This window comes from Pseudomonas subflava, assembly GCF_023823685.1.
Classification (GTDB): Bacteria; Pseudomonadota; Gammaproteobacteria; order Pseudomonadales; family Pseudomonadaceae; genus Aquipseudomonas; species Aquipseudomonas subflava.
In genome coordinates, this window is record NZ_JAMXBF010000011.1 from 206,674 (window position 1) to 226,236 (window position 19,563).

The following is a 19,563-nucleotide window of genomic DNA, read 5'->3' on the forward strand; positions in this document are numbered from 1 at the left end:
CGCGGCAAAAAGCGTGCGGCTACAAGTGTTCACTGCAACCCGCGTGGCGCCTGGCCTGTGGCGCCGCACGGGCAGGCGAGGCGGGCGCATGCGCGGGGCGTGGCGGCCAACATCCCGCCGGATCTGCAACTTTTCCTAAAACCGCTTGTCTTGCCTTGCCGTCGGTCGACTTTTATAGTCCGCCAGCGTTTGCAAGACCCCCGTGGTCAGCATGGCCAGGGGTTCTCCCGTCGGGACGAGAGCCATGATCGAAATAAAAAATCTAACCAAGCGTTTTGCCCATCACACGGCCGTCGATGGCCTCAGCTTCACGGTCCAGCAGGGGGAAGTGCTGGGCTTCCTCGGTCCCAACGGGGCCGGTAAATCCACCACCATGAAGATGCTCACCGGGTTCCTGGCGCCGACTTCCGGCACCGCCAGCGTCCTCGGCTTCGACATCCAGCGCGACACCCTCAAGGCCCAGCAGCAGATCGGCTACCTGCCCGAAGGCGCGCCCTGCTATGGCGACATGACGGTGCGCGGCTTCCTGGAGTTCATCGCCGAAGTCCGCGGCTATCGCGGCGCCGAGAAGAAGCAGCGGGTGCTGCGCGCGGTCGAGCAGGTCGAGCTGGAGAAGGTGCTGGAGCAGAGCATCGAGACCCTGTCCAAGGGCTTCAAGCGCCGCGTCGGCCTGGCCCAGGCGATCCTCCACGATCCCAAGGTGCTGATCCTCGACGAGCCCACCGACGGCCTCGACCCGAATCAGAAGCACCAGGTGCGCCAGCTGATCCAGAGCCTGGCCAGGGACAAGATCGTGATCATCTCCACCCACATCCTCGAAGAGGTGTCGGCCGTGTGCACCCGCGCCGTGGTGATCGCCGCCGGCAAGCTGGTGGCCGACGGCACGCCGTTCGAACTGGAGAGCCGTTCGCGCTACCACCAGGCGGTGACCCTTGTGGCTGACGGCGAGCTGGATCGCGCCGCCCTGGCCGCGGTGCCGGGCGTGATCGGCGTGGAAGACAACGCCGACGGCAGCCTGACGCTGCTGGCCCAGCCGGGCCAGGTGATCTTTCCGCAGGTCAACGAGTTGATTCGCCAGCGCGGCTGGCAGGTCAAGGAGCTGGACGTGGAACGCGGCCGGCTCGATGAAGTGTTCCGCAGCCTGACCCGGGGAGAGGCGGCATGAAGCAGTTGCCCGTAGTCTTCAAACGCGAGCTGGCCAGCTATTTCGCCACGCCGCTCGCCTATGTGTTCATCCTGATCTTCCTGGTGCTGTCCGGGGTCTTCACCTTCTACCTCGGCGGCTTCTACGAAAGCGGCCAGGCGGACCTGGCGCCGTTCTTCAACTTCCACCCATGGCTCTACCTGTTCCTGGTGCCGGCCATCGCCATGCGCCTGTGGGCCGAGGAGCGCAAGTCCGGCTCCATCGAGCTGCTGATGACCCTGCCGATCACCCGCGCCGAGGCGGTGCTGGGCAAGTTCCTCGCCGCCTGGGTATTCGCCGGCATCGCCCTGCTGCTGACCTTCCCGATGATCATCACGGTCAACTACCTGGGCCAGCCGGACAACGGCGCGATCTTCACCGGCTACATCGGCAGCTGGCTGCTGGCCGGCTCCTACCTCGCCATCGGCTCGTGCATGTCGGCCCTGGCGAAGAACCAGGTGATCGCCTTCATCCTCGCCGTCAGCGCCTGCTTCCTGTTCATCGTCAGCGGTTTTCCGATGGTGCTCGACGCACTGGCCTGGGCGCCGCAGTGGCTGCTCGATGCGGTTGCCTCGCTGTCCTTCCTGACCCGCTTCGACGCGATCAGCAAGGGCGTGATCGACCTGCGCGACCTGCTCTATTTCATTTCCCTGATGGCTGCCTGGCTCGCCGCCACCGCCATCGTGGTCGATCTGAAGAAGGCTGACTGACCCATGAAGAAACTGATGTATTCCGGCGTCGGCCTGCTGCTGATCGCCGTGGCCTTCCTGGCCTTCAACATGCTCTCCGCGCTGGGCCTGGGCGGCGTCCGCCTGGACCTGACCGAGCAGAAGCTCTACACCATCTCCGAGGGCACCGAGCGCATCCTCGGCGAGCTCGAAGAGCCGATCAACCTGTACTTCTTCTACTCCGACAAGGCCGCCCACGACCTGCCGGTGCTGCGCAACTACGCGGTGCGCGTGGAGGAAATGCTGCGTGCCTACGAGCGCGAGGCGAACGGCAAGATCAAGCTGCACGTCATCGACCCGGAGCCCTTCTCCGAGGATGAGGACAAGGCCGCGAGCTTCGGCCTGCAGGCCGTGCCGGCGAACCAGAGCGGCGAGCAGATCTACTTCGGCCTGGCCGGCACCAATGCGGTGGACGATCAGCAGGTCATCCCGTTCTTCCCGCTGGATCAGGAAGAATTCCTCGAGTACCAGCTGAGCCAGCTGGTGCAGGGCCTGGCCAAGCCGGAGCGCCCGGTGATCGGCCTGCTCTCCGGGCTGCAGCTCAACGGCGGCTTCGACATGATGGCGCGCCAGCCGACCGCACCCTGGATGGTGATGGAGGAAGTGCGCCAGCTGTTCAAGATCGACAGCCTCAAGGCCGGCGTCGACAAGATCCCGGACGAGGTCTCGGTGCTGCTGCTGGTGCACCCGAAGAGCCTGCCGCAGCCGACCCTCTACGCCATCGACCAGTTCGTGCTGCGCGGCGGCAAGCTGCTGGTGTTCGTCGACCCGCTCAGCGAGGCGGACAACGCGCAGCCGATGATGCCGGGCGACCAGCCCGAAAAAGCGTCGGACCTGGCGCCGCTGTTCAAGGCCTGGGGCCTGCGCCTGATCCCGGGCAAGGTGCTGGGCGACGGCTCCTATGCGCTGTCGGTGAGCATGGGTCAGGGCCAGCGCCCGGCACGCCATGCCGCCTGGCTGGCGCTGCCGCAGCGGGCGATGAACCAGGACGACGTGGCCACCTCCAGCCTGGAGAGCCTGAACATCGCCACCGCCGGCATCCTCGAACCGGTCGAAGGCGCCAAGACCCAGTTCGTGCCGCTGCTGCAGAGCTCGGAATACGCCATGCCGTTCGATGCCGCGCGCTTCGCCACCCTGGCCAATCCGGAGGAGCTGATCCGCGACCTGGAGCCGACCGGCGAGCGCTACGCCATCGCCGCGCGCATCAGCGGTCCGGCGCAGTCCGCCTTCCCCGAGGGTATCGAGGGGCAGAAGGACGGCCTGAAGTCGGCTGACAACATCAACGTGATCGCCGTGGCCGACACCGACCTGCTCACCGACCGCATGTGGGTGCAGGTGCAGGACTTCTTCGGCCAGCGCGTGCCGCAGCCGTTCGCCGACAACGCCGGCTTCGCCATCAACGCCCTGGACAACCTGTCCGGCAGCGATGCGCTGATCAGCGTGCGCTCGCGCGGTCGCTTCAGCCGCCCGTTCGAGGTGGTCGAGGCCCTGCAGCGCGAGGCCGAGGCGCAGTTCCGGGTCAAGGAAGAGGACCTGCAGAAGCGCCTGGCCGAGACCGACCAGAAGCTCGCCTCGCTGCAGCAGCAGGACCCGAGCAAGGCGCTGGAGCTGACCCCCGAGCAGCAGGCCACGGTGCAGCAGTTCATCGCCGAGAAGCTGCGCATCCGCAAGGAGCTGCGCGAGGTGCGCTTCCAGCTCAACGCGCAGATCGAGGACCTGGGCCGCACCCTCAAGCTGGCCAACATCCTCGCCGTGCCACTGCTGCTGACCCTCGGCGTGCTGGCACTGTGGCTGTGGCGCCGGCGCAAGGCCGCGTGATGCTTTAACCCCTCTCCCACGTGTGGGAGAGGGGTAGGGGAGAGGGTGGATGCCGATTCCCTACCCCTAACCCTCTCCACTGGGCGTGCCCCCGTTTACGGAAGAGAGGATCCCCTTTCTCGAGTTCTACTCCTGCCTAAGGAGACAAGGCTATGAATCGCAGATCCCTCTTCGTTCTGGCGGTGCTGGCGATGGCCCTGGTGGCCGGCTGGTACTTTACCAGTCAGGTCGGCAGGCCGCAGGCGCCGGTTCAGGCCGAGGCCTGGTTGCCGGGCCTGCAGCCGGAACAGGTGAACGCCATCGTGGTACAGCGCGCCGGCCAGCCGCAGGTGCGCCTGGAGCGCCGCGAGCAGGGCTGGGTGGTGCCGGCCAAGGCCGATTACCCAGCCGATCAGGCCGCGGTGAACAGGCTGCTCACGGCCCTGGCCGAGGCACGCAAGGTCGAGCCGCGTACCGCCAATCCCGAGCTGCACGGTCGTCTCGGCCTGGCCGATAAGGGCGCCGCGGAGGAGCAGGGCGTACGCCTCACGCTGGAGCGGGGCGAGCCGCCGCTGAGCCTGCTGATCGGCAACGCCGGCCAGCAGTCGGGGCAGCTGGTGCGTCGGGCCGACGAGGCGCAGAGCTGGCTGGTCAGCCAGCGCATCGAGCTGCCGGCCAGCGAACTGGCGTGGCTGGACCGTCGCGTCGTTGCCGTGCCCTTCGCCGAGGTGCGCACGCTGGACCTGCGCCACACCGGCGGCGAGCGGCTGACGCTGTTCCGCGACAAGGCCGGGGATGCCCATCTGCAGGTGCGCGATCTGCCCAAGGGCAAGCGACTGGCCTTCGAGGGCGCCGCCGATGGTATGGCGCGCTTCTTCGAAGACCTGCGCTTCGCCGATGCCGCGCCGCTCGCACAACTGACCTTCACCGGCGAGCCGACGCTGCAATTCACCCTCGACACCTTCGCCGGCAAGCGCCTGAAGGGGCGGACGTATGCCAAGGGCGATCAGCACTGGTTGCTGCTGGAGCAGGGCAGCGATCTGCCGCCCGCCGAGCTGCCCGGGCGCAGCGACTGGGCCTATCGCCTCGAGCCCCATCAGTATCAGAGCCTGGCCAGAAAGTTGACCGATGTGCTAGCCGATAAGTGAGCGAAAAGGGCTGCAGCCCATGCGCCATGGGGCTTGCAGCCGGCCGAAAAAATCCCTTGGCAAGACGAACGCTTGTTTTATACTCCCGTTGCGGTCGCATTAGGACGCCTTTCGGAATACCGCTCCACGCTCGTTTTGGCCGGGGTCGGAAAGAAGAAAAAGAACGTTTGCGCCGAACCGTCGAAGCCCGCAAGGGCCACAACAAAATCGAGAATCGAGGGAAGTGGTAATGGCTGATCGTGAGGTCGGAACCGTCAAGTGGTTCAATGATTCCAAGGGGTATGGCTTCATTCAACGCGAAAGCGGCCCGGACGTGTTCGTCCACTACCGCGCCATTCGTGGCGAGGGTCACCGCACTCTGGTTGAAGGCCAGCAGGTGGAGTTCTCCGTGATCCAGGGCCAGAAGGGCCTGCAAGCGGAAGACGTATCGAAGGTCTAAGACCCGCGCTACACGACAAAAGGCCCGTCATCGACGGGCCTTTTGTTTTTCGGCTAGGCGGTTTCGCCGCCGGCCTTGACGGCCAGGACATAGGACGCGTGATCGTCTGGAAAGGCTCTGATCGTGAAGGGGCCGAATACTTTCCGGATGTCACCAGCTGCCCATCGTGGGAAACCCCCACATGGGAATGTCCGCTGGCGATCCTTTCGCAGCTGATCTCCAGCCGCAGCACGGAGGGCAGCTTCGTCGTCAGCAGTGCGGGCGGGGAGAACAGGCCGGGATCTCCTGTAATGGGGAGGCGGCGAGCCTGATGGCCTGGCTGGCGACAAGGTTATCCGGGCTGGAATCGACCCAGACTTCGACCGAGAACATGGAGGACTCCCGCCTGTCATCGGGTGCGCACTAGGCCAGCAGCGGGGCGGTCGCCAGTGCGCCGAGAAACTCGCGTCGCTTCATGCGCGGCTCCGCTGGTTCGAGAACGTATGAGGGCGATGCTCAATCCGTACGCCAGACGATTTCCTGCTCGCCCTCGGCGTCGATCTTGATCCAGCGATCCGCCTCTTCCTCGGCCTCTTCCTCGCTCCAGCCACCGGGCGCGCAGCGCACCTGCACGCCGAGCGCGGCGTAGGCGGCGCGGGCGCAGGCCAGGTCGTCGGCCCAGGGCGTGGCGTCGCTTTCCAGGTAGAGGCTGTGCCACTTGCCCACGGCCTTCGGCAGCCAGGTCACCGGTACATCGCCGGCGTGGCACTTGAAGGTCTGGCCCTGCTGGCGCCATTCACTGACCGGGCCGATGGCCTCGCCCAGCCAGACGGTCACGGCCTGCTGGTCGGCGTCCTTCAGATAGATCTCGATATCGGGTTGGCGCATGGCGGGCTCTCTAGGTTCGGTTCGGTACGAGAAATCGTCTAGCGAAGGTCGGGCTAGGCTCGGCGCCCCCGGCAAAAGTCGGTGAGGACGCGGAGTTTACGCGTTGTAAATGAGCAGTACTCGCTTCGCTCGCCCTTCGGGTCGCGCTGAAGCGCGTTAGCCGCAAGCGGCTTTCCGAACCGGCTTTCAACGACGCATGGCCAAGCGCAGACATTTATCGTGCCGAACCTTTCTCGATCCAATCGTAGCGAATGGACACGGTCACCTCGAAGTCTTCGGCAATCACCGCGGCGCGGCGTTCGGCGCTGGCGCGCCAGCCGTGCGGGGTCATGGCCAGCAGGTCGGCGCGGGCCTGGGCATCGGCCAGCAGCAGCGGGAAGCTGATGGTTTCGCTGTGGGCCAGGCGCATGCCCGCGGGGATCAGCTCCAGGTGCTTCTGGTCGTCGTAGTCGCGCACCTCGTCGTACAGCTTCTGCCGTAGTTCCATCAGGTGCACGCGGGTCGGGCCCATGCGCAGCAGGCCGCCGCCGGGCTTGAGCAGGCGCAGGGCCTCCTGCCAGTCCAGCGGGCTGAACACGCTGGCCAGCAGGTCGCAGCTGGCATCGCCCAGCGGTACGCGTGCCATGCTCGCCACCAGCCAGGTCAGCTGGGGGGCGCGCTTGCAGGCGCGCTTCACCGCCTCGCGGGAGATGTCCAGGGCATGGCCGTCGGCCTCGGGTAGCAGTTCGGCGAGCTGCGCGGTGTAGTAGCCCTCGCCACAACCGATATCCAGCCAGGTGAGCGGCCCGCGTTCGGCCGCCAGCTCGGCCAGGCGCTTGGCCAGCGGCGCGTAGTGGCCACCGTCGAGAAAGCGTCGGCGCGCCTCGACCATGGCCTGGTTGTCACCGGGGTCGCGGCTGTTCTTGTGCTGCACCGGCAGCAGGTTGTAGTAGCCCTGGCGCGCACGGTCGAAGCGGTGGTTGGCCGGGCAGGCCAGGCCGTTGTCGACCGGGCTCAGCTGCGCCTGGCAGATCGGGCAGGTCAACATGCGAAAAATCCATGAACAGGCCGTCGCGAGCGGCCCGAGAGCAAGGCGGACGGAACGCAGCGACGAGACATATCGAATAGATAGGCGAGGAGCGAGTACCGCCTCACAGGCGCTTGCGGCTGAACCGCCGCAGGCGGGCCCGAAGGGCGAGCATCGCGAGTCACGCAGCTATCGGGTTGCGTAGCAGGCATGTTCATGGATTTTCATGCGAGGAGTTTGACCAGGGTTTGGTAGTAGACCTCGGTGAGCAGGTCCAGGTCGCTGGCCAGCACGCGCTCGTTGATCTGGTGGATGGTGGCGTTGACCGGGCCCAGCTCGACCACCTGCGTGCCCAGGGTGGCGATAAAGCGCCCGTCCGAGGTGCCGCCGGAGGTGGACGGTGTGGTCTCGCGGCCGGTGACGGACTTGATGCTGGCGGCCACGGCGTCGAGCAGCTCGCCCGGCTGGGTGAGGAACGGCAGGCCGGAGAGGGCCCAGTCGATGTGGTAGTCCAGGCCGTGCCTGTCGAGGATGGCCGTGACCCGCTGCTGCAGGCCTTCCACGGTCGACTCGGTGGAGAAGCGGAAGTTGAACACCGCCTTCAGCTCGCCCGGAATCACGTTGGTGGCGCCGGTGCCGGAGTTGAGGTTGGAGACCTGGAAGCTGGTTGGCGGGAAGTAGGCGTTGCCGTCGTCCCAGTGCTCGGCGGCCAGTTCGGCCAGGGCGCCGGCGGCGAGGTGGATGGGGTTCTTGGCCAGGTGCGGGTAGGCCACGTGGCCCTGCTTGCCGTACACGGTGAGGGTGGCGCCGAGGGAGCCGCGGCGGCCGTTCTTCACCACGTCGCCGAGCAGGGTGGTGCTGGAGGGTTCGCCGACGATGCACCAGTCCAGGCGGTCGCCGCGCTCGCGCAGGCGCTCGACCACGGCCTTGGTGCCATGGTGGGCCGGGCCTTCCTCGTCGCTGGTGATGAGGAAGGCGATGGCGCCATTGTGGTTCGGGTGGTCGGCGACGAAGCGCTCCACGGCGACGATCATCGACGCCAGGCTGCCCTTCATGTCCGCCGCGCCGCGGCCGCAGAGCATGCCCTCGTCGTCCACGCGCACGTCGAACGGCTGGTACTGCCAGGCCTCCAGCGGGCCGGTCGGCACCACGTCGGTGTGGCCGGCGAAGCACAGCACCGGGCCTTCACCGCCGCGTTTGGCCCAGAAGTTCTCCACCTCCTCGATGCGCATGCGCTCGACCGCGAAGCCGAGTGCGGCCAGGCGGCGCATCATCAGCTCCTGGCAGCCTTCGTCGACCGGGGTCACGGACGGGCGGCGGATCAGGTCGAAGGCGAGCTCCAGGGTGGGGGTGAGGGCGGTCATTGCGGCTCCGGGACGGCGGATGTCAGAAAGGCCGCCATGTTAAAGCAAAACGGCGGCGCAGGGTCCGAAGACGCTGGGCCGCCGTCTCGACGAGGGCGGGTGGGTCAGGCCGCGCCGGCCGGCTCGCCGATGTCCTTCTCCTGCGGCTTGGGCAGGGAGGAGAGCAGCGCCATCAGCAGTGCGGCGAGGTAGGGCAGCGACTGCACCAGCAGGGTGGCGACCCAGAACTTCACGTCGGCGTTGCCGATGTCCTGGGCGAAGGCGATGCCGATCGCCGCGCCCCACAACAGGAGCATGACGAACACCTCTTCGCGGGCCTCGGCCAGGGCCACCAGGATGCCGTGGTTGCTGGCCATCTTCGGCGTGCGGAAGAACGGGATGGTCTTGGTGAAGGTCCCGTACAGCACGGCCTTCGCGATGGTATGCGACAGCGCCAGGCCGGCGATGGCGGCCTGGAACGAACGCTTCAGGTCCACCCCGACCGCCTTGTGGTAGAGGAACATGATCTTGCCGAACTTGAAAAAGAACAGCGCCAGCGGCGGGATGGCGAAGATCATCAGCGGCGGGTCGACCCGGTTCGGCACGATGATCATCGCCGCCGACCAGAGCAGGGCGCCGACGGTGAAGAAGATGTTCAGGCCGTCGGCGATCCACGGCAGCCAGCCGGCGATGAAGTGGTAGCGCTGGCCGCGGGTCAGCTCTGAACCCTCGCCGCGGAACAGCGCGCGGGCGTGGCCCTTCATGATCTGGATGGCGCCGTAGGCCCAGCGGAAGCGCTGTTTCTTGTAGTCGATGAAGGTGTCCGGCATCAGGCCGCGGCCGAAGCTCTGGTGGGCGTAGGCGGCGGAGTAGCCCTTCTCGAACACGCGCAGACCCAGCTCGGCGTCCTCGCAGATGGTCCAATCGGCCCACTTCAGCTCGTCCATCACGCTACGGCGGATCATGGTCATGGTGCCGTGCTGAATGATCGCGTCGCGGTCGTTGCGGGTGACCATGCCGATATGGAAGAAGCCCTTGTACTCGGCGTAGCAGAGCTTCTTGAAGGCGCTCTCGTCGCCGTCGCGGTAGTCCTGCGGCGACTGCACCACGGCGATCTTCGGATCGGCGAAGTGCGGCACCATGTGCCGGAGCCAGTTGCGGTCGACGCAGTAGTCGGAGTCGATCACCGCCACCACTTCGGCATCCGGCGCGGTGTGCGGCAGGATGTAGTTCAGCGCGCCGCCCTTGAAGCCTTCGATGGGCGCCACGTGGAAGAAGCGGAAGCGCGGGCCCAGTTGCTGGCAGTAGGCCTCGACCGGCTCCCAGACCTTCGGGTCCTTGGTGTTGTTGTCGATGATGATGACTTCGTAGTCCGGGTAATCCAGGGCCGCCAGGGCGTCCAGGGTCTGCTTCACCATCTCCGGCGGCTCGTTGTAGCAGGGCACGTGGATCGACACCTTGGGCCGGTAGGCGCTGTCGGCCAGCACCGGCATGAATGGCCGGCGGCGATTGCGGATCCACGCCGTCTCGGCCAGTTCGTGGGCCTCGGTGAGCAGCACGATGAACACGCCCAGCGCGCCGATGCCGAGCAGGCCGCCGACCGTCAGGCTGAACCAGGTGCTGTATTGCTGGCTGTAGTCGTAGGCGATCCACACCAGGGCGGAACCGCCGACGAAGGCGACGAAGGTGAGGAAGGTGCGCCCGCGTTGGCGCAGGGCGGAGCCGTCGATCAGCATCAGCGCCAGGGCCAGTAGGCCCAGTACCACCGAGGCCACCGCGAGGATGCGCCACTGCGGAATGGCGATGACCGGACCCTCGAAGGCGAACTTGGGCTGGCGATCGAGGTTGTACACGCCCCAGTAGGCGCCCACCGAACCTTCCTCGCTGGCCTTCCACGGCTGGTCGAAGGCCTCGATCACGAAGTAGTTGTAGCCCTTGGCATTCAGCGAGTTGACCAGGGTGCGCAGGTACACGGCCTGCTCGGCCTGGTCGGCCTCGGCGCCGCCGCGGGTGCGGCCGTTGCTCGGCCAGCCGACTTCGGACAGCAGCAGCGGCTTCTTCGGGAACAGCCGCTTCATGTCCTTGGCACGCTCGAGGACGAAGTCGGTGGAGTCCTCCATCGGCACGAATTCCCAGTAGGGCAGCACGTGGGCGGCGATCAGGTCGACATGGTCGGCCAGCTCGGGGTTTTCCTGCCAGATGTGCCACTGCTCGGAGGTGCTCACCGGCACCTTGACCGCGCTACGCACGCGGTCGATGTAGGCGATGAGATCCGGGACCTTGATCTCGGTGCGGTACACCGCCTCGTTGCCCACCGTGACCCGCACCACGCTGCGCGACTCGTTGGCGAGCTGGATGGCCTTGGCGATCTCGCGCTCGTTGCGTTCCAGATCGGCGCTGATCCAGATGCCGAGGGTCACCCGCAGACCGAACTCTTCGGCGATGCGCGGAATGTCCGCCAGCTTGCCGTCGACCGAGTAGGTGCGGATGTTGTCGGTCTGCTGGCTCAGCAGCTCGAGGTCGGCGCGAATCTGTTCGTCGCTGGGATAGACCCCGGTCATCGGGCTCTGGCCGGTGCGGAAGGGCGAGAAGGAGAAGCCGGAGATCTGCTCCGGCCAGTCCGGGGCGCTGACCGGGCGGTTGTAGAGGGCCCAGAACCCGGTGAAGAGGGCGGCGATCGCCACGACGACCACCAGGTTGATTCCGAATTTGCGCGTTGGCATGGCTACTCAGGGGTTCCGCTGCAAGGAACGGGTCGGTACGCAAGAGGCGCGGCGTCGGTGGCGTTTCCGCCCTGTCTCATCCTCGCTCGGCAGCCTTGCGTACGGAACCTGGAAATGGAGACCGGCGACCGCCGGTCGGCGCGCATGCTACTCCCCGGTCATCGGCCTGTATAGCGCCGCCGGGGCACCGCTATCCACGTGCCTCCCGGTTGGTCCGACACAGGGGCCGGTGAGTTCCGCAGTCGTGTCGAATCGCGCTGCGCTTCGGCCCGGCGCAGACCGTTGCGCGGCTCAGCCCGTATAATGCCGGCCGGTTCATGAGGGTGGCGAGATGACAGACGAACAGCGCTTCGGCGGCATAGCCCGGCTCTACGGGCGCGAGGGGCTGGAGCGCCTGGCGGCGGCGCACGTGGCGGTGGTCGGTATCGGCGGCGTCGGCTCCTGGGCGGCCGAGGCCCTGGCCCGCTCCGGGGTGGGCGAGATCTCGCTGTTCGACCTGGACGACGTGTGCATCACCAATACCAACCGCCAGGTCCATGCCATCGACGGCGCCGTGGGCAAGGCCAAGGTCGACGAGATGGCCGCGCGCATCCGCGCCATCAACCCGGCCTGCACCGTGCACGCGGTGGCCGACTTCGTCACCCGCGAGACCATGGCCGAGTACATCACCGAGCAGCTCGACGCGGTGATCGACTGCATCGACAGCGTGGCGGCCAAGGCCGCGCTGATCGCCTGGTGCAAGCGGCGCAAGATCCAGATCGTCACCACCGGCGGCGCCGGCGGGCAGGTCGACCCCGCGCAGATCCAGGTCGCCGACCTCAACAAGACCTTCAACGACCCGCTCGCCGCCAAGGTGCGCAGCACCCTGCGCCGCGACTACAACTTCTCGCGCACGCCGGGGCGCAGCTACAGCGTGCCCTGCGTGTTCTCCACCGAGCAGCTGCGCTATCCCAAGCCGGACGGCACCGTGTGCCAGGCCAAGGGCTTCGTCGGCGAGGGCGTCAAGCTGGACTGCGCCGGTGGTTTCGGCGCGGTGATGATGGTCACCGCCAGCTTCGGCATGGCCGCGGCGGCGCGCATCGTCGACAAGCTGGTGGCCGGTGCACGGCGCCCGGCGGAGCGGCCGCGGGCCGATTGAGGAACCTCCCGCCGGGGCTCGGCTAAGCTCAAGGCGTGGGCAGGATGCCCGCTCGATGGAAAAACCTTCCGCGTCCGCTCAGAGAGGTGTCCGCCCGGTGCTGCATCGCCGTCGCTTCGTTATCCGCTGTGTGCTGGCGAGCCTGCTGGTCCTCGCGCCCGTGCTCCGGGCCGACCCGCTGGTGCGCATTGGTACCAGCGACTGGGCGCCCTATGTCGAGCAGGAGCGCGGCGATGGCGGCGCCCTGGTTCGGCTGGTGACGGCGGTTTTCGCCGCTGCCGGCTACCGCGCCGAGTTCTTCTTCTATCCCTGGGACCGCAACGTGCTGATGCTGCAGCAGGGCACGTTGGACGCCATCATGCCCTACAGCTGCAGCCCCATGCGCCTGGACTACGGCATCTGCAGCGACCCGCTGGTGCGCGGCGAGGTGGTGCTGTTCCATCGTCGCGGCCGCGTCTTCGACTGGACCCGCATCGAAGACTTGAGGCCCTACCGCATCGGCACCACGCACGGTTATTCCTATGGGCCGCAGTTCGACCGCGCCTTGCAGGACGGCCTGCTGGAGATCGAGCAGCACAGCAAGGAAGACACCGCGTTGCGCCTGCTCGAGCTGGGGCGCATCGACCTGCACCCGCAGGACCGGGCTGTGGGCTACGCCATGCTGCACCGGCTGTTCCCCGGCGAGCGCCGCATCACCCACCATCCGCGCTACCTGAACACCGAGCCGCTGCGCCTGCTCTTTCGCCGCGATGACCCGGCCGCGAGGCAGCTGCTCGAGCGCTTCAACACCGCGCTGGCGGATTTCGCCAGGCGCGGCGAGCTCAAAAGGCTGCAGGAGGCGCTGTACTCCGGCAACGCCGACCACTGGCAGCCGAAGCGCTAGTTCGGCAGAAGCCTGCCTATCGACCGGCCAGCGCGGCCATGCGCTTGAGCACGGCGTTGAGGCCGTTGGCGCGCGACGGGGAGAGCTGGCGGGCGAGGCCGAGCTGGTCGAACCAGGCGGGCAGGTCGAGGGCGACCAGCGCCCGGGCGTCGAGGCCGTCGACTCGCGCGAGCAGCACGGCCAGCAGGCCGCGGATCACTCGCGCCTCGCTGGCGGCGCGGAAATGCCAGGCGCCGTCGCGCTGCTCGGCCACCAGCCAGACTAGGCTGTCGCAGCCGTCGACGCGGTTGGCCTCGTTGCGCTCGTCTTCGTCCAGCGGCTCCAGGCGCTCGCCCCACTGCAGCAGCAGACGCGCGCGCTGTTCCCAGCCGGGGCAGGCGGCGAAGGCTTCGAGGGCTTCCCGGGCCGGGGCGGGCAGGCTCATCGCAGCAGCTCCAGGGCCTTGTCGAGGGCGCTGAAGAAACGCTCCAGGTCCTCGCCGTCGGTGTACAGACCGAGCGAGACGCGGATGGCGCCGGCCACGCCGAGGCGCTTGAGCAGCGGCATGGCGCAGTGATGGCCGCTGCGTACGGCGACGCCCTGTTCGGTGAGCAGATGGGCCAGATCGGCGCTGTGCAGGCCGTCGACGGTGAAGCTGGCCAGCGCCACCTGCGGCTCGCCGAGCAGGCGCACGCCGTCGCGCTCCGCCAGGCCGGCGAGCAGCTTGGCGTGCAGCGCCGCCTCGTGGCCGACCACGGCGGCGGCGTCGAGGCCGGCGAGGTAGTCCAGCGTGGCGCCGAAGGCGATGATCCCGGCGATCGGCGGGGTGCCGGCCTCGAAACCGAGCGGCGCCGGGCGGAAGCGGGCGGCGTGGTAGTCGGCGTGCAGCACCATCTCGCCGCCGTGCTGCCAGTGGCGCAGTTGTGCCAGGGCCTCCTGCCGGCCGTGGAGCAGGCCGACGCCGTCCGGGCCATAGAGCTTGTGACTGGAGCAGACGTAGAAGTCGCAGCCCAGCGCCCGCACGTCGTGGCGGCCGTGGACCACGCCCTGGGCGCCGTCGACCACGCTCAGCGCGCCGTGTGCGCGGGTCAGGGCGATCAGCTCGGGCAGCGGTTGCCAGCGGCCGAGCACGTTGGACAGCTGCGACACGGCCAGCAGGCGGGTGCGCGGGCCGATCAGCGCGGCGGCCTGGTCGAGATCGATCTGACCGTCGGCATCCAGCGGCAGCACCAGCAGTTCCAGGCCTCGGCGCTCGGCCAGCTGCTGCCAGGGCAGCAGGTTGGCGTGGTGCTCCAGGGCGCTGACGGCGATCTGCTCGCCGGGCTGGAACAGGTGCTCCAGGCCGTAGGCCAGCAGATTCAGCGACTCGGTGGTGCCGCGGGTGAAGACGATTTCCTCGGTGCTGACGGCGTTGAGCCAGCGCGCGGCCTTCTCGCGGGTCGCCTCGAAGGCGCGGGTGGCGCGCTCGCCCGGCAGGTGCTGGGCGCGGTGCACGTTGGCGGCGCCACTGGCGTAGTAGCCGAGCAGGCTGTCCAGCATCGCCTGGGGCTTCTGCGCGGTAGCGGCGCTGTCCAGGTAGGTCTGGCCTTCGGCGGCGAGAGCAGACAGTCCGGGGAAGTCGTCACGCCAGGGGGACATCAGGGACATGGCATCGGCACTGGAAGAGGAGGTGTTGAGTATAAATAGACAGGCCGGGCATAGGCCCGGCCTGTTCGCCATCACCCGGCCAAAATCGGAGCTGAAGCGTCGCGAGCGATGGCCAGGCAAGGCGCAACGACCAGCGGGAGTAACAGCCAATGGCTGGCCCGAAGGGTGAGCGCCAGCGAATCAATCAGGCGAGGGCGCGGAGTTTACGGTGTGTAACTGCGCAGCCCGACCGGGCTGGCGATCCAGCCTGATTTCAACGCCGCATGGCCTAGCGCAGCAGCTTCAGACCGATTTTCAGTTGTGGGCGTGCAGAGCCTCGTTGAGCTCGATGGCCGACTTGTTGGTCTTGCACTCCACTGCGCCGGTCTGCGAGTTGCGGCGGAACAGCAGGTCGGCCTGGCCGGCCAGATCGCGGCCCTTGACCACCTTGACCAGGTTGTTCTGGTCGTCCAGCACGGCGATCTTGGTGCCAGCGGTGACGTACAGGCCGGCTTCGACGATGTTGCGGTCGCCAAGCGGGATGCCGATGCCGGCATTGGCGCCGATCAGGCAGCCCTCGCCCACGGAGATGACAATGTTGCCGCCGCCGGACAAGGTGCCCATGGTCGAGCAGCCGCCGCCCAGGTCCGAGCCTTTGCCGACGAATACGCCGGCGGAGACGCGGCCTTCGATCATGCCCGGGCCTTCGGTGCCGGCGTTGAAGTTGACGAAGCCCTCGTGCATCACGGTGGTGCCTTCGCCGATGTAGGCGCCCAGGCGCACGCGGGCGCTGTCGGCGATGCGCACGCCGGCCGGCACCACGTAGTCGGTCATTTTCGGGAACTTGTCCACCGAGAAGACTTCCAGCAGTTCACCCTTCAGGCGGGCTTCCAGCTGGCGCTCGGCCAGCTCGCCGAGGTCGACGGCACCCTGGCTGGTCCAGGCCAGGTTCGGCAGCAGCGGGAAGATGCCGGTCAGGTTCAGGCCGTGGGGCTTGGCCAGGCGATGCGACAGCAGGTGCAGCTTGAGGTACGCCTCGGGGGTCGAGGTCAGCGCGGCGTCCTCGGCCAGCAGGGTGGCGACCAGCGGCTTGTGGCTCTCGGCCAGGCGGGTGAGCAGGGCGGCCTGGATGGCGTCCACGCCTTTCAGCAGGGTGGCCAGTTCACCGGCCTGGGTGGTGGTGAGGGTGATGGCCTGGTTGCCACCGGTGTAGCCGAGTTTCTCGACGATCGGCGCGACCAGTTCGGCGGCCGGGTTCAGCAGCGGCTGGGCGTAGAAGACTTCCAGCCAGGTGCCCTGGCGGTTCTGGGTGCCGACGCCGAAGGCCAGGCTGAACAGGGTGTGCGACATGATGGGATTCCTTGTGACAAAACGAGAACAGGAGTGGGGTCGGCGAGGCCGGCCCGGACGCTAACCGGTAGGTGGTGGCGCAGTTTACAACTGTCCGGTGACATTCCCGAGCCCCAATCGCTGCCGCGTATGTCCGCGGCGCGCTAGGCGGCGTCGAGGAAGCGCACCGAGAGATAGTCCAGCGCCTCGCGCTGGGCCGGGTTGGGCGCGCCCTCACGCTTGATCAGCCGGTTGGCCAGGCGCAGCAGGAGCTGGCGGGCGTCATGGCTCAGGCGCATGCCGAGGCGCATGACCCAGGCGCGGTAGGCCTGGGCGCCGGCGCCGCGCAAGGGTGCCAGGCGTGCGCTCAGCGCTTCGGCGCTGATGCGTTCGTCGCCGCTGAGGTGGCGGCAGGTCTCGGTGAGCGCGGCGTCGATCTGTTCCGCGGCGAGGTCGCCGCGTTCCAGCAGGTACAGCAGCACGCGCAGCACATCGTGCTGCTCGCCAACGAGGCGGTCGAGGGCGAAGGCCGGCGTGGCCGCGTAGAGCCCGTGCAGATGCCCGTAGACGTCTTCGACCGGCTCGCCCGAGGCCTCGTCGATGCAGCTGCGGATGCGGTCGATGCGAAATTCGCGCAGCGCATCGCGCAGGCGGCAGTGGGCGAGCAGCGTAGGGCCGAAGGCCAGGTCGGCGAACAGGCGGGTTTCCACCACCCGCTCCACCAGACCGCCGGCGCTGTCCTCGTAGCCGATGCGCAGCACGGCGACGGCCGGCATGCCGATCTCGCGCCAGACGTCGGGCATGTCGCCATGGCGGGTCGGGTCGTAATGAATGGCGGACATGGGGCGCTCCTTCTCGCGGATTGAACGGGAAGCAACGCTACCGGTTTGCCGCGCCGGGCCCATAGACCGAGATCAATGAAGCGCGATCACTTCAGCGCGGCGGCGTACAGCTCGGGCTTGAAGCCGACCAGCGTGCGGTTGCCGAGGTCTAGCACCGGGCGTTTGATCATCGACGGCTGGGCCAGCATCAGCTCGATGGCCTTGGCCTGGTCAAGATCGGCCTTCTGCGCGTCGTCCAGCTTGCGGAAGGTGGTGCCGGCACGGTTCAGCACGGTTTCCCATCCATGCTCGGCGCACCATTTCTCCAGGTTCGCTCGGTCGATAGCAGAGGCTTTGTAATCGTGGAAGGCATAGCTCACGCCTTGCTCGTCGAGCCAGGAGCGGGCCTTCTTCATGGTGTCGCACGCCTTGATGCCATAAAGGGTAAACGTCATCGAATTCCTCGGAAAACCTTCGTGGATGTAGAGAGGGGACGGCGATTGTGCCACGGACAGGCCGTTCACCGTTGGTCGGGAGATGGTCAAGTTAATGGCGTCAAAAACGATACATGGGCTGCGACACTGTTCGTTACCGCTTCCTCGGAGGGTTGCGTCATCGTTTCATGCGTATAGGCGGGGCCTGGCTACGCATGGTTTCAAGTAGATACCTCTCATGCTCGATCTCGACACCTGGAGCCTGACCCGGCCGGAAGCCACCCCCGTTCGTACCATCGAAGCCGCCCAAATCCAGTCCGGTTATCGCGACCAGTACTTCTACAACGATGGTGCCCGCATCACCTTCTGGGCCCCGGTCACCGGCACGCCTACTGGCAATAGCCAGTTCCCGCGCAGCGAACTGCGCGAGACCTACAAAGATGGCAAGGCGCGCAATTGGCTGTACCACGAAGGTACCCACAGCCTGCGCGCCACCCTGGCAGTAGTTCAGGTGCCGTCCAACGGCACCGTGGTGATCGGGCAGATGCACTCCAAGGACAACATTTCGCCCTACATCAAGCTGGTCTATCGCGAGCTCAACGGCGTCGGCTACATCAACGTGTCGCTGCGCCACAAACCGACCGACACTGCCAGCCCGACGGTGATGACCTACAAGGGCATGCCGTTGAATTACCCGTTCAGCTATTCGATCGATGTGTCGCGCAGTGGCGTGGTCAAGGTCAATGTCGCGGGCATGGTCTACCAGGGCCAGATTGACCCGAGTTGGAAAAACCACCACTTCTACTACAAGGCCGGCATGTACAACCTGGACAACGTCGGCACGGCGAATGAGGGCGGTCGCGTGTCCTTCGAGGCGCTGGGAGTCACCCACACCCCTTGAGGTGTGGGCTGAACGCTACTGGCCCTGAATGAAGCGGCGGATCCGCTGCGCCGCTTCGATGCATTCGGCCAGTGGCGCGACCAGGGCTAGGCGCACGCGGCCGGCGCCCGGGTTGTCGCCATTCACTTCGCGCGACAGGTAGGAGCCCGGCACCACGGTGACGTGCTCCTGGGCGAACAGCTCGCGAGTGAAGGCAGTGTCGTCGCCCGGGGTCTTGGCCCACAGGTAGAAGCTGCCGTCCGGGCGCTGCACGTCCAGCACCGGCTGCAGAATCTCCAGCACGGCGTCGTACTTGGCGCGGTACTGGTCGCGGTTGGCGCGCACGTGGGCCTCGTCCTGCCAGGCGGCGACGCTGGCCAGCTGGGTCTGCACCGGCATGGCGCAGCCGTGGTAGGTGCGATACAGCAGGAAGGCCTTGAGGATGTCGGCGTCGCCGGCAACGAAGCCGGAGCGCAGGCCCGGCAGGTTGGAACGCTTGGACAGGCTGTGGAACACCACGCAGCGCTTGAAATCGCTGCGGCCCAGCTCGGCGCAGGCGCTCAGCAGGCCGGGCGGCGGATTCTCTTCATCGAAGTACAGCTCGCTGTAGCACTCGTCGGCGGCGATTACGAAGTCGTGCTCGTCGGCCAGGGCGATCAGCTTCTTCAATTCGGCGAGAGGAATCAGCGCGCCGGTGGGGTTGCCTGGCGAACAGAGGAAGAGGATCTGGCAGCGCTGCCAGACGTCGGCCGGCACGGCGTCGAAGTCCGGGTTAAAGCCGTTGTCTTCCAGGCACGGCAGGTAATGCGGCTCGGCGCCGGCGAGCAGGGCAGCGCCTTCGTAGATCTGGTAGAACGGGTTGGGGCTTACCACCAGGCCTTTGGCCTCACGGCGAACCACGGTCTGGGTGAAGGCGAACAGCGCCTCGCGGGTGCCGTTGACAGGCAGCACGTGGCGGGCGGCGTCCAGCCAGCCGGCCGGCACGCCGAAGCGGCGTTCGCACCAGGCGGCGATGGCCTCGCGCAGCGCCGGGATGCCCAGAGTAGTCGGGTAGACCGCCAGCTGGTCGAGGTTGTCCGCCAGCGCCTTGGCGACGAAGGCCGGCGACTCGTGCTTGGGCTCGCCGATGGACAGGGCGATGGGGCGCTTGTCCGCCGGCGGGTTGGCACCGGCGAGCAGGGCGCGCAGTTTCTCGAAGGGGTAGGGCTGCAGCTGGGTCAGGGCGTGGTTCATCGGTCT

18 protein-coding genes are annotated in these 19,563 nt (G+C 67.2%); 8 read left to right on the forward strand and 10 right to left on the reverse strand.

Features of this window, described 5'->3' with window-relative positions:
• Nucleotides 1-244: 244 nt before the first annotated feature.
• The 5 genes from NF616_RS16415 (at nt 245) to NF616_RS16435 (ending at nt 5,295) form a co-directional block, all read left to right on the forward strand.
• Nucleotides 245-1,165: an ABC transporter ATP-binding protein gene (locus tag NF616_RS16415; RefSeq protein WP_252274368.1), complete on the forward strand. Its 921-nt coding sequence runs from the start codon at nt 245-247 to the stop codon at nt 1,163-1,165.
• Entirely contained in the window at nt 1,162-1,893 is a 732-nt protein-coding gene (locus NF616_RS16420; protein WP_252274369.1) for an ABC transporter permease subunit, read from the forward strand. The genes NF616_RS16415 and NF616_RS16420 overlap by 4 nt, the downstream gene beginning before the upstream one ends.
• 3 nt (nt 1,894-1,896) lie before the next feature.
• Nucleotides 1,897-3,729 (forward strand): GldG family protein, encoded by a 1,833-nt coding sequence (locus NF616_RS16425; RefSeq protein ID WP_252274370.1) that lies wholly within the window; start codon nt 1,897-1,899, stop codon nt 3,727-3,729.
• 152 nt (nt 3,730-3,881) lie between these two features.
• Nucleotides 3,882-4,856 (forward strand): DUF4340 domain-containing protein, encoded by a 975-nt coding sequence (locus NF616_RS16430; RefSeq protein WP_252274371.1) that lies wholly within the window; start codon nt 3,882-3,884, stop codon nt 4,854-4,856.
• A gap of 229 nt (nt 4,857-5,085) precedes the next feature.
• On the forward strand, nt 5,086-5,295 hold the full coding sequence (locus NF616_RS16435; protein ID WP_043306963.1) for a cold-shock protein: 210 nt from the start codon (nt 5,086-5,088) through the stop codon (nt 5,293-5,295).
• A 495-nt stretch (nt 5,296-5,790) separates the two neighbouring features.
• Here NF616_RS16435 and NF616_RS16440 read toward each other — a convergent pair whose 3' ends face one another.
• The 4 genes from NF616_RS16440 to NF616_RS16455 form a co-directional block, all read right to left on the reverse strand.
• The gene (locus tag NF616_RS16440; protein WP_252274372.1) at nt 5,791-6,162 is read right to left on the reverse strand and encodes a hypothetical protein; all 372 of its coding nucleotides are present in this window, start codon (nt 6,160-6,162) and stop codon (nt 5,791-5,793) included.
• A gap of 214 nt (nt 6,163-6,376) precedes the next feature.
• On the reverse strand, nt 6,377-7,189 hold the full coding sequence (locus NF616_RS16445) for a putative RNA methyltransferase (RefSeq protein WP_252274373.1): 813 nt from the start codon (nt 7,187-7,189) through the stop codon (nt 6,377-6,379).
• Between the two features lie 203 nt (nt 7,190-7,392).
• Nucleotides 7,393-8,532, reverse strand: coding sequence for a succinyl-diaminopimelate desuccinylase (dapE, locus tag NF616_RS16450; RefSeq protein WP_252274374.1), 1,140 nt, complete (start codon nt 8,530-8,532; stop codon nt 7,393-7,395).
• 104 nt (nt 8,533-8,636) lie between these two features.
• The gene (locus tag NF616_RS16455) at nt 8,637-11,234 is read right to left on the reverse strand and encodes a glycosyltransferase (RefSeq protein ID WP_252274375.1); all 2,598 of its coding nucleotides are present in this window, start codon (nt 11,232-11,234) and stop codon (nt 8,637-8,639) included.
• Between the two features lie 331 nt (nt 11,235-11,565).
• On the opposite strand from NF616_RS16455, the gene tcdA reads away from it, so the two are divergent.
• Together tcdA and NF616_RS16465 are read left to right on the forward strand one after the other, a co-directional pair.
• Nucleotides 11,566-12,372: a tRNA cyclic N6-threonylcarbamoyladenosine(37) synthase TcdA gene (tcdA, locus tag NF616_RS16460; RefSeq protein ID WP_252274376.1), complete on the forward strand. Its 807-nt coding sequence runs from the start codon at nt 11,566-11,568 to the stop codon at nt 12,370-12,372.
• A gap of 97 nt (nt 12,373-12,469) precedes the next feature.
• Nucleotides 12,470-13,255: a substrate-binding periplasmic protein gene (locus NF616_RS16465; RefSeq protein ID WP_252274377.1), complete on the forward strand. Its 786-nt coding sequence runs from the start codon at nt 12,470-12,472 to the stop codon at nt 13,253-13,255.
• Nucleotides 13,256-13,271: 16 nt separating this feature from the next.
• Here NF616_RS16465 and NF616_RS16470 read toward each other — a convergent pair whose 3' ends face one another.
• The 5 genes from NF616_RS16470 to NF616_RS16490 form a co-directional block, all read right to left on the reverse strand.
• Nucleotides 13,272-13,679 (reverse strand): SufE family protein, encoded by a 408-nt coding sequence (locus NF616_RS16470; protein ID WP_252274378.1) that lies wholly within the window; start codon nt 13,677-13,679, stop codon nt 13,272-13,274.
• Nucleotides 13,676-14,881, reverse strand: a complete 1,206-nt coding sequence (locus tag NF616_RS16475) for an aminotransferase class V-fold PLP-dependent enzyme (protein WP_252274379.1) — start codon at nt 14,879-14,881, stop codon at nt 13,676-13,678. The genes NF616_RS16470 and NF616_RS16475 overlap by 4 nt, the downstream gene beginning before the upstream one ends.
• Before the next feature lie 294 nt (nt 14,882-15,175).
• The gene (gene dapD, locus NF616_RS16480) at nt 15,176-16,210 is read right to left on the reverse strand and encodes a 2,3,4,5-tetrahydropyridine-2,6-dicarboxylate N-succinyltransferase (protein ID WP_252274380.1); all 1,035 of its coding nucleotides are present in this window, start codon (nt 16,208-16,210) and stop codon (nt 15,176-15,178) included.
• Nucleotides 16,211-16,353: 143 nt separating this feature from the next.
• A complete protein-coding gene (locus tag NF616_RS16485) occupies nt 16,354-17,031 on the reverse strand; it encodes a hypothetical protein (RefSeq protein ID WP_252274381.1) in 678 nt (225 codons plus the stop codon).
• Nucleotides 17,032-17,117: 86 nt separating this feature from the next.
• On the reverse strand, nt 17,118-17,465 hold the full coding sequence (locus NF616_RS16490; RefSeq protein ID WP_252274382.1) for an ArsC family reductase: 348 nt from the start codon (nt 17,463-17,465) through the stop codon (nt 17,118-17,120).
• A 217-nt stretch (nt 17,466-17,682) separates the two neighbouring features.
• Between NF616_RS16490 and NF616_RS16495 the strand changes: the two genes are divergently transcribed.
• The gene (locus NF616_RS16495; protein ID WP_252274383.1) at nt 17,683-18,345 is read left to right on the forward strand and encodes a polysaccharide lyase family 7 protein; all 663 of its coding nucleotides are present in this window, start codon (nt 17,683-17,685) and stop codon (nt 18,343-18,345) included.
• A gap of 15 nt (nt 18,346-18,360) precedes the next feature.
• On the opposite strand, the gene dapC is transcribed toward NF616_RS16495, so the two are convergent.
• A complete protein-coding gene (dapC, locus tag NF616_RS16500) occupies nt 18,361-19,557 on the reverse strand; it encodes a succinyldiaminopimelate transaminase (protein WP_252274384.1) in 1,197 nt (398 codons plus the stop codon).
• Between the last annotated feature and the right edge of the window lie 6 nt (nt 19,558-19,563).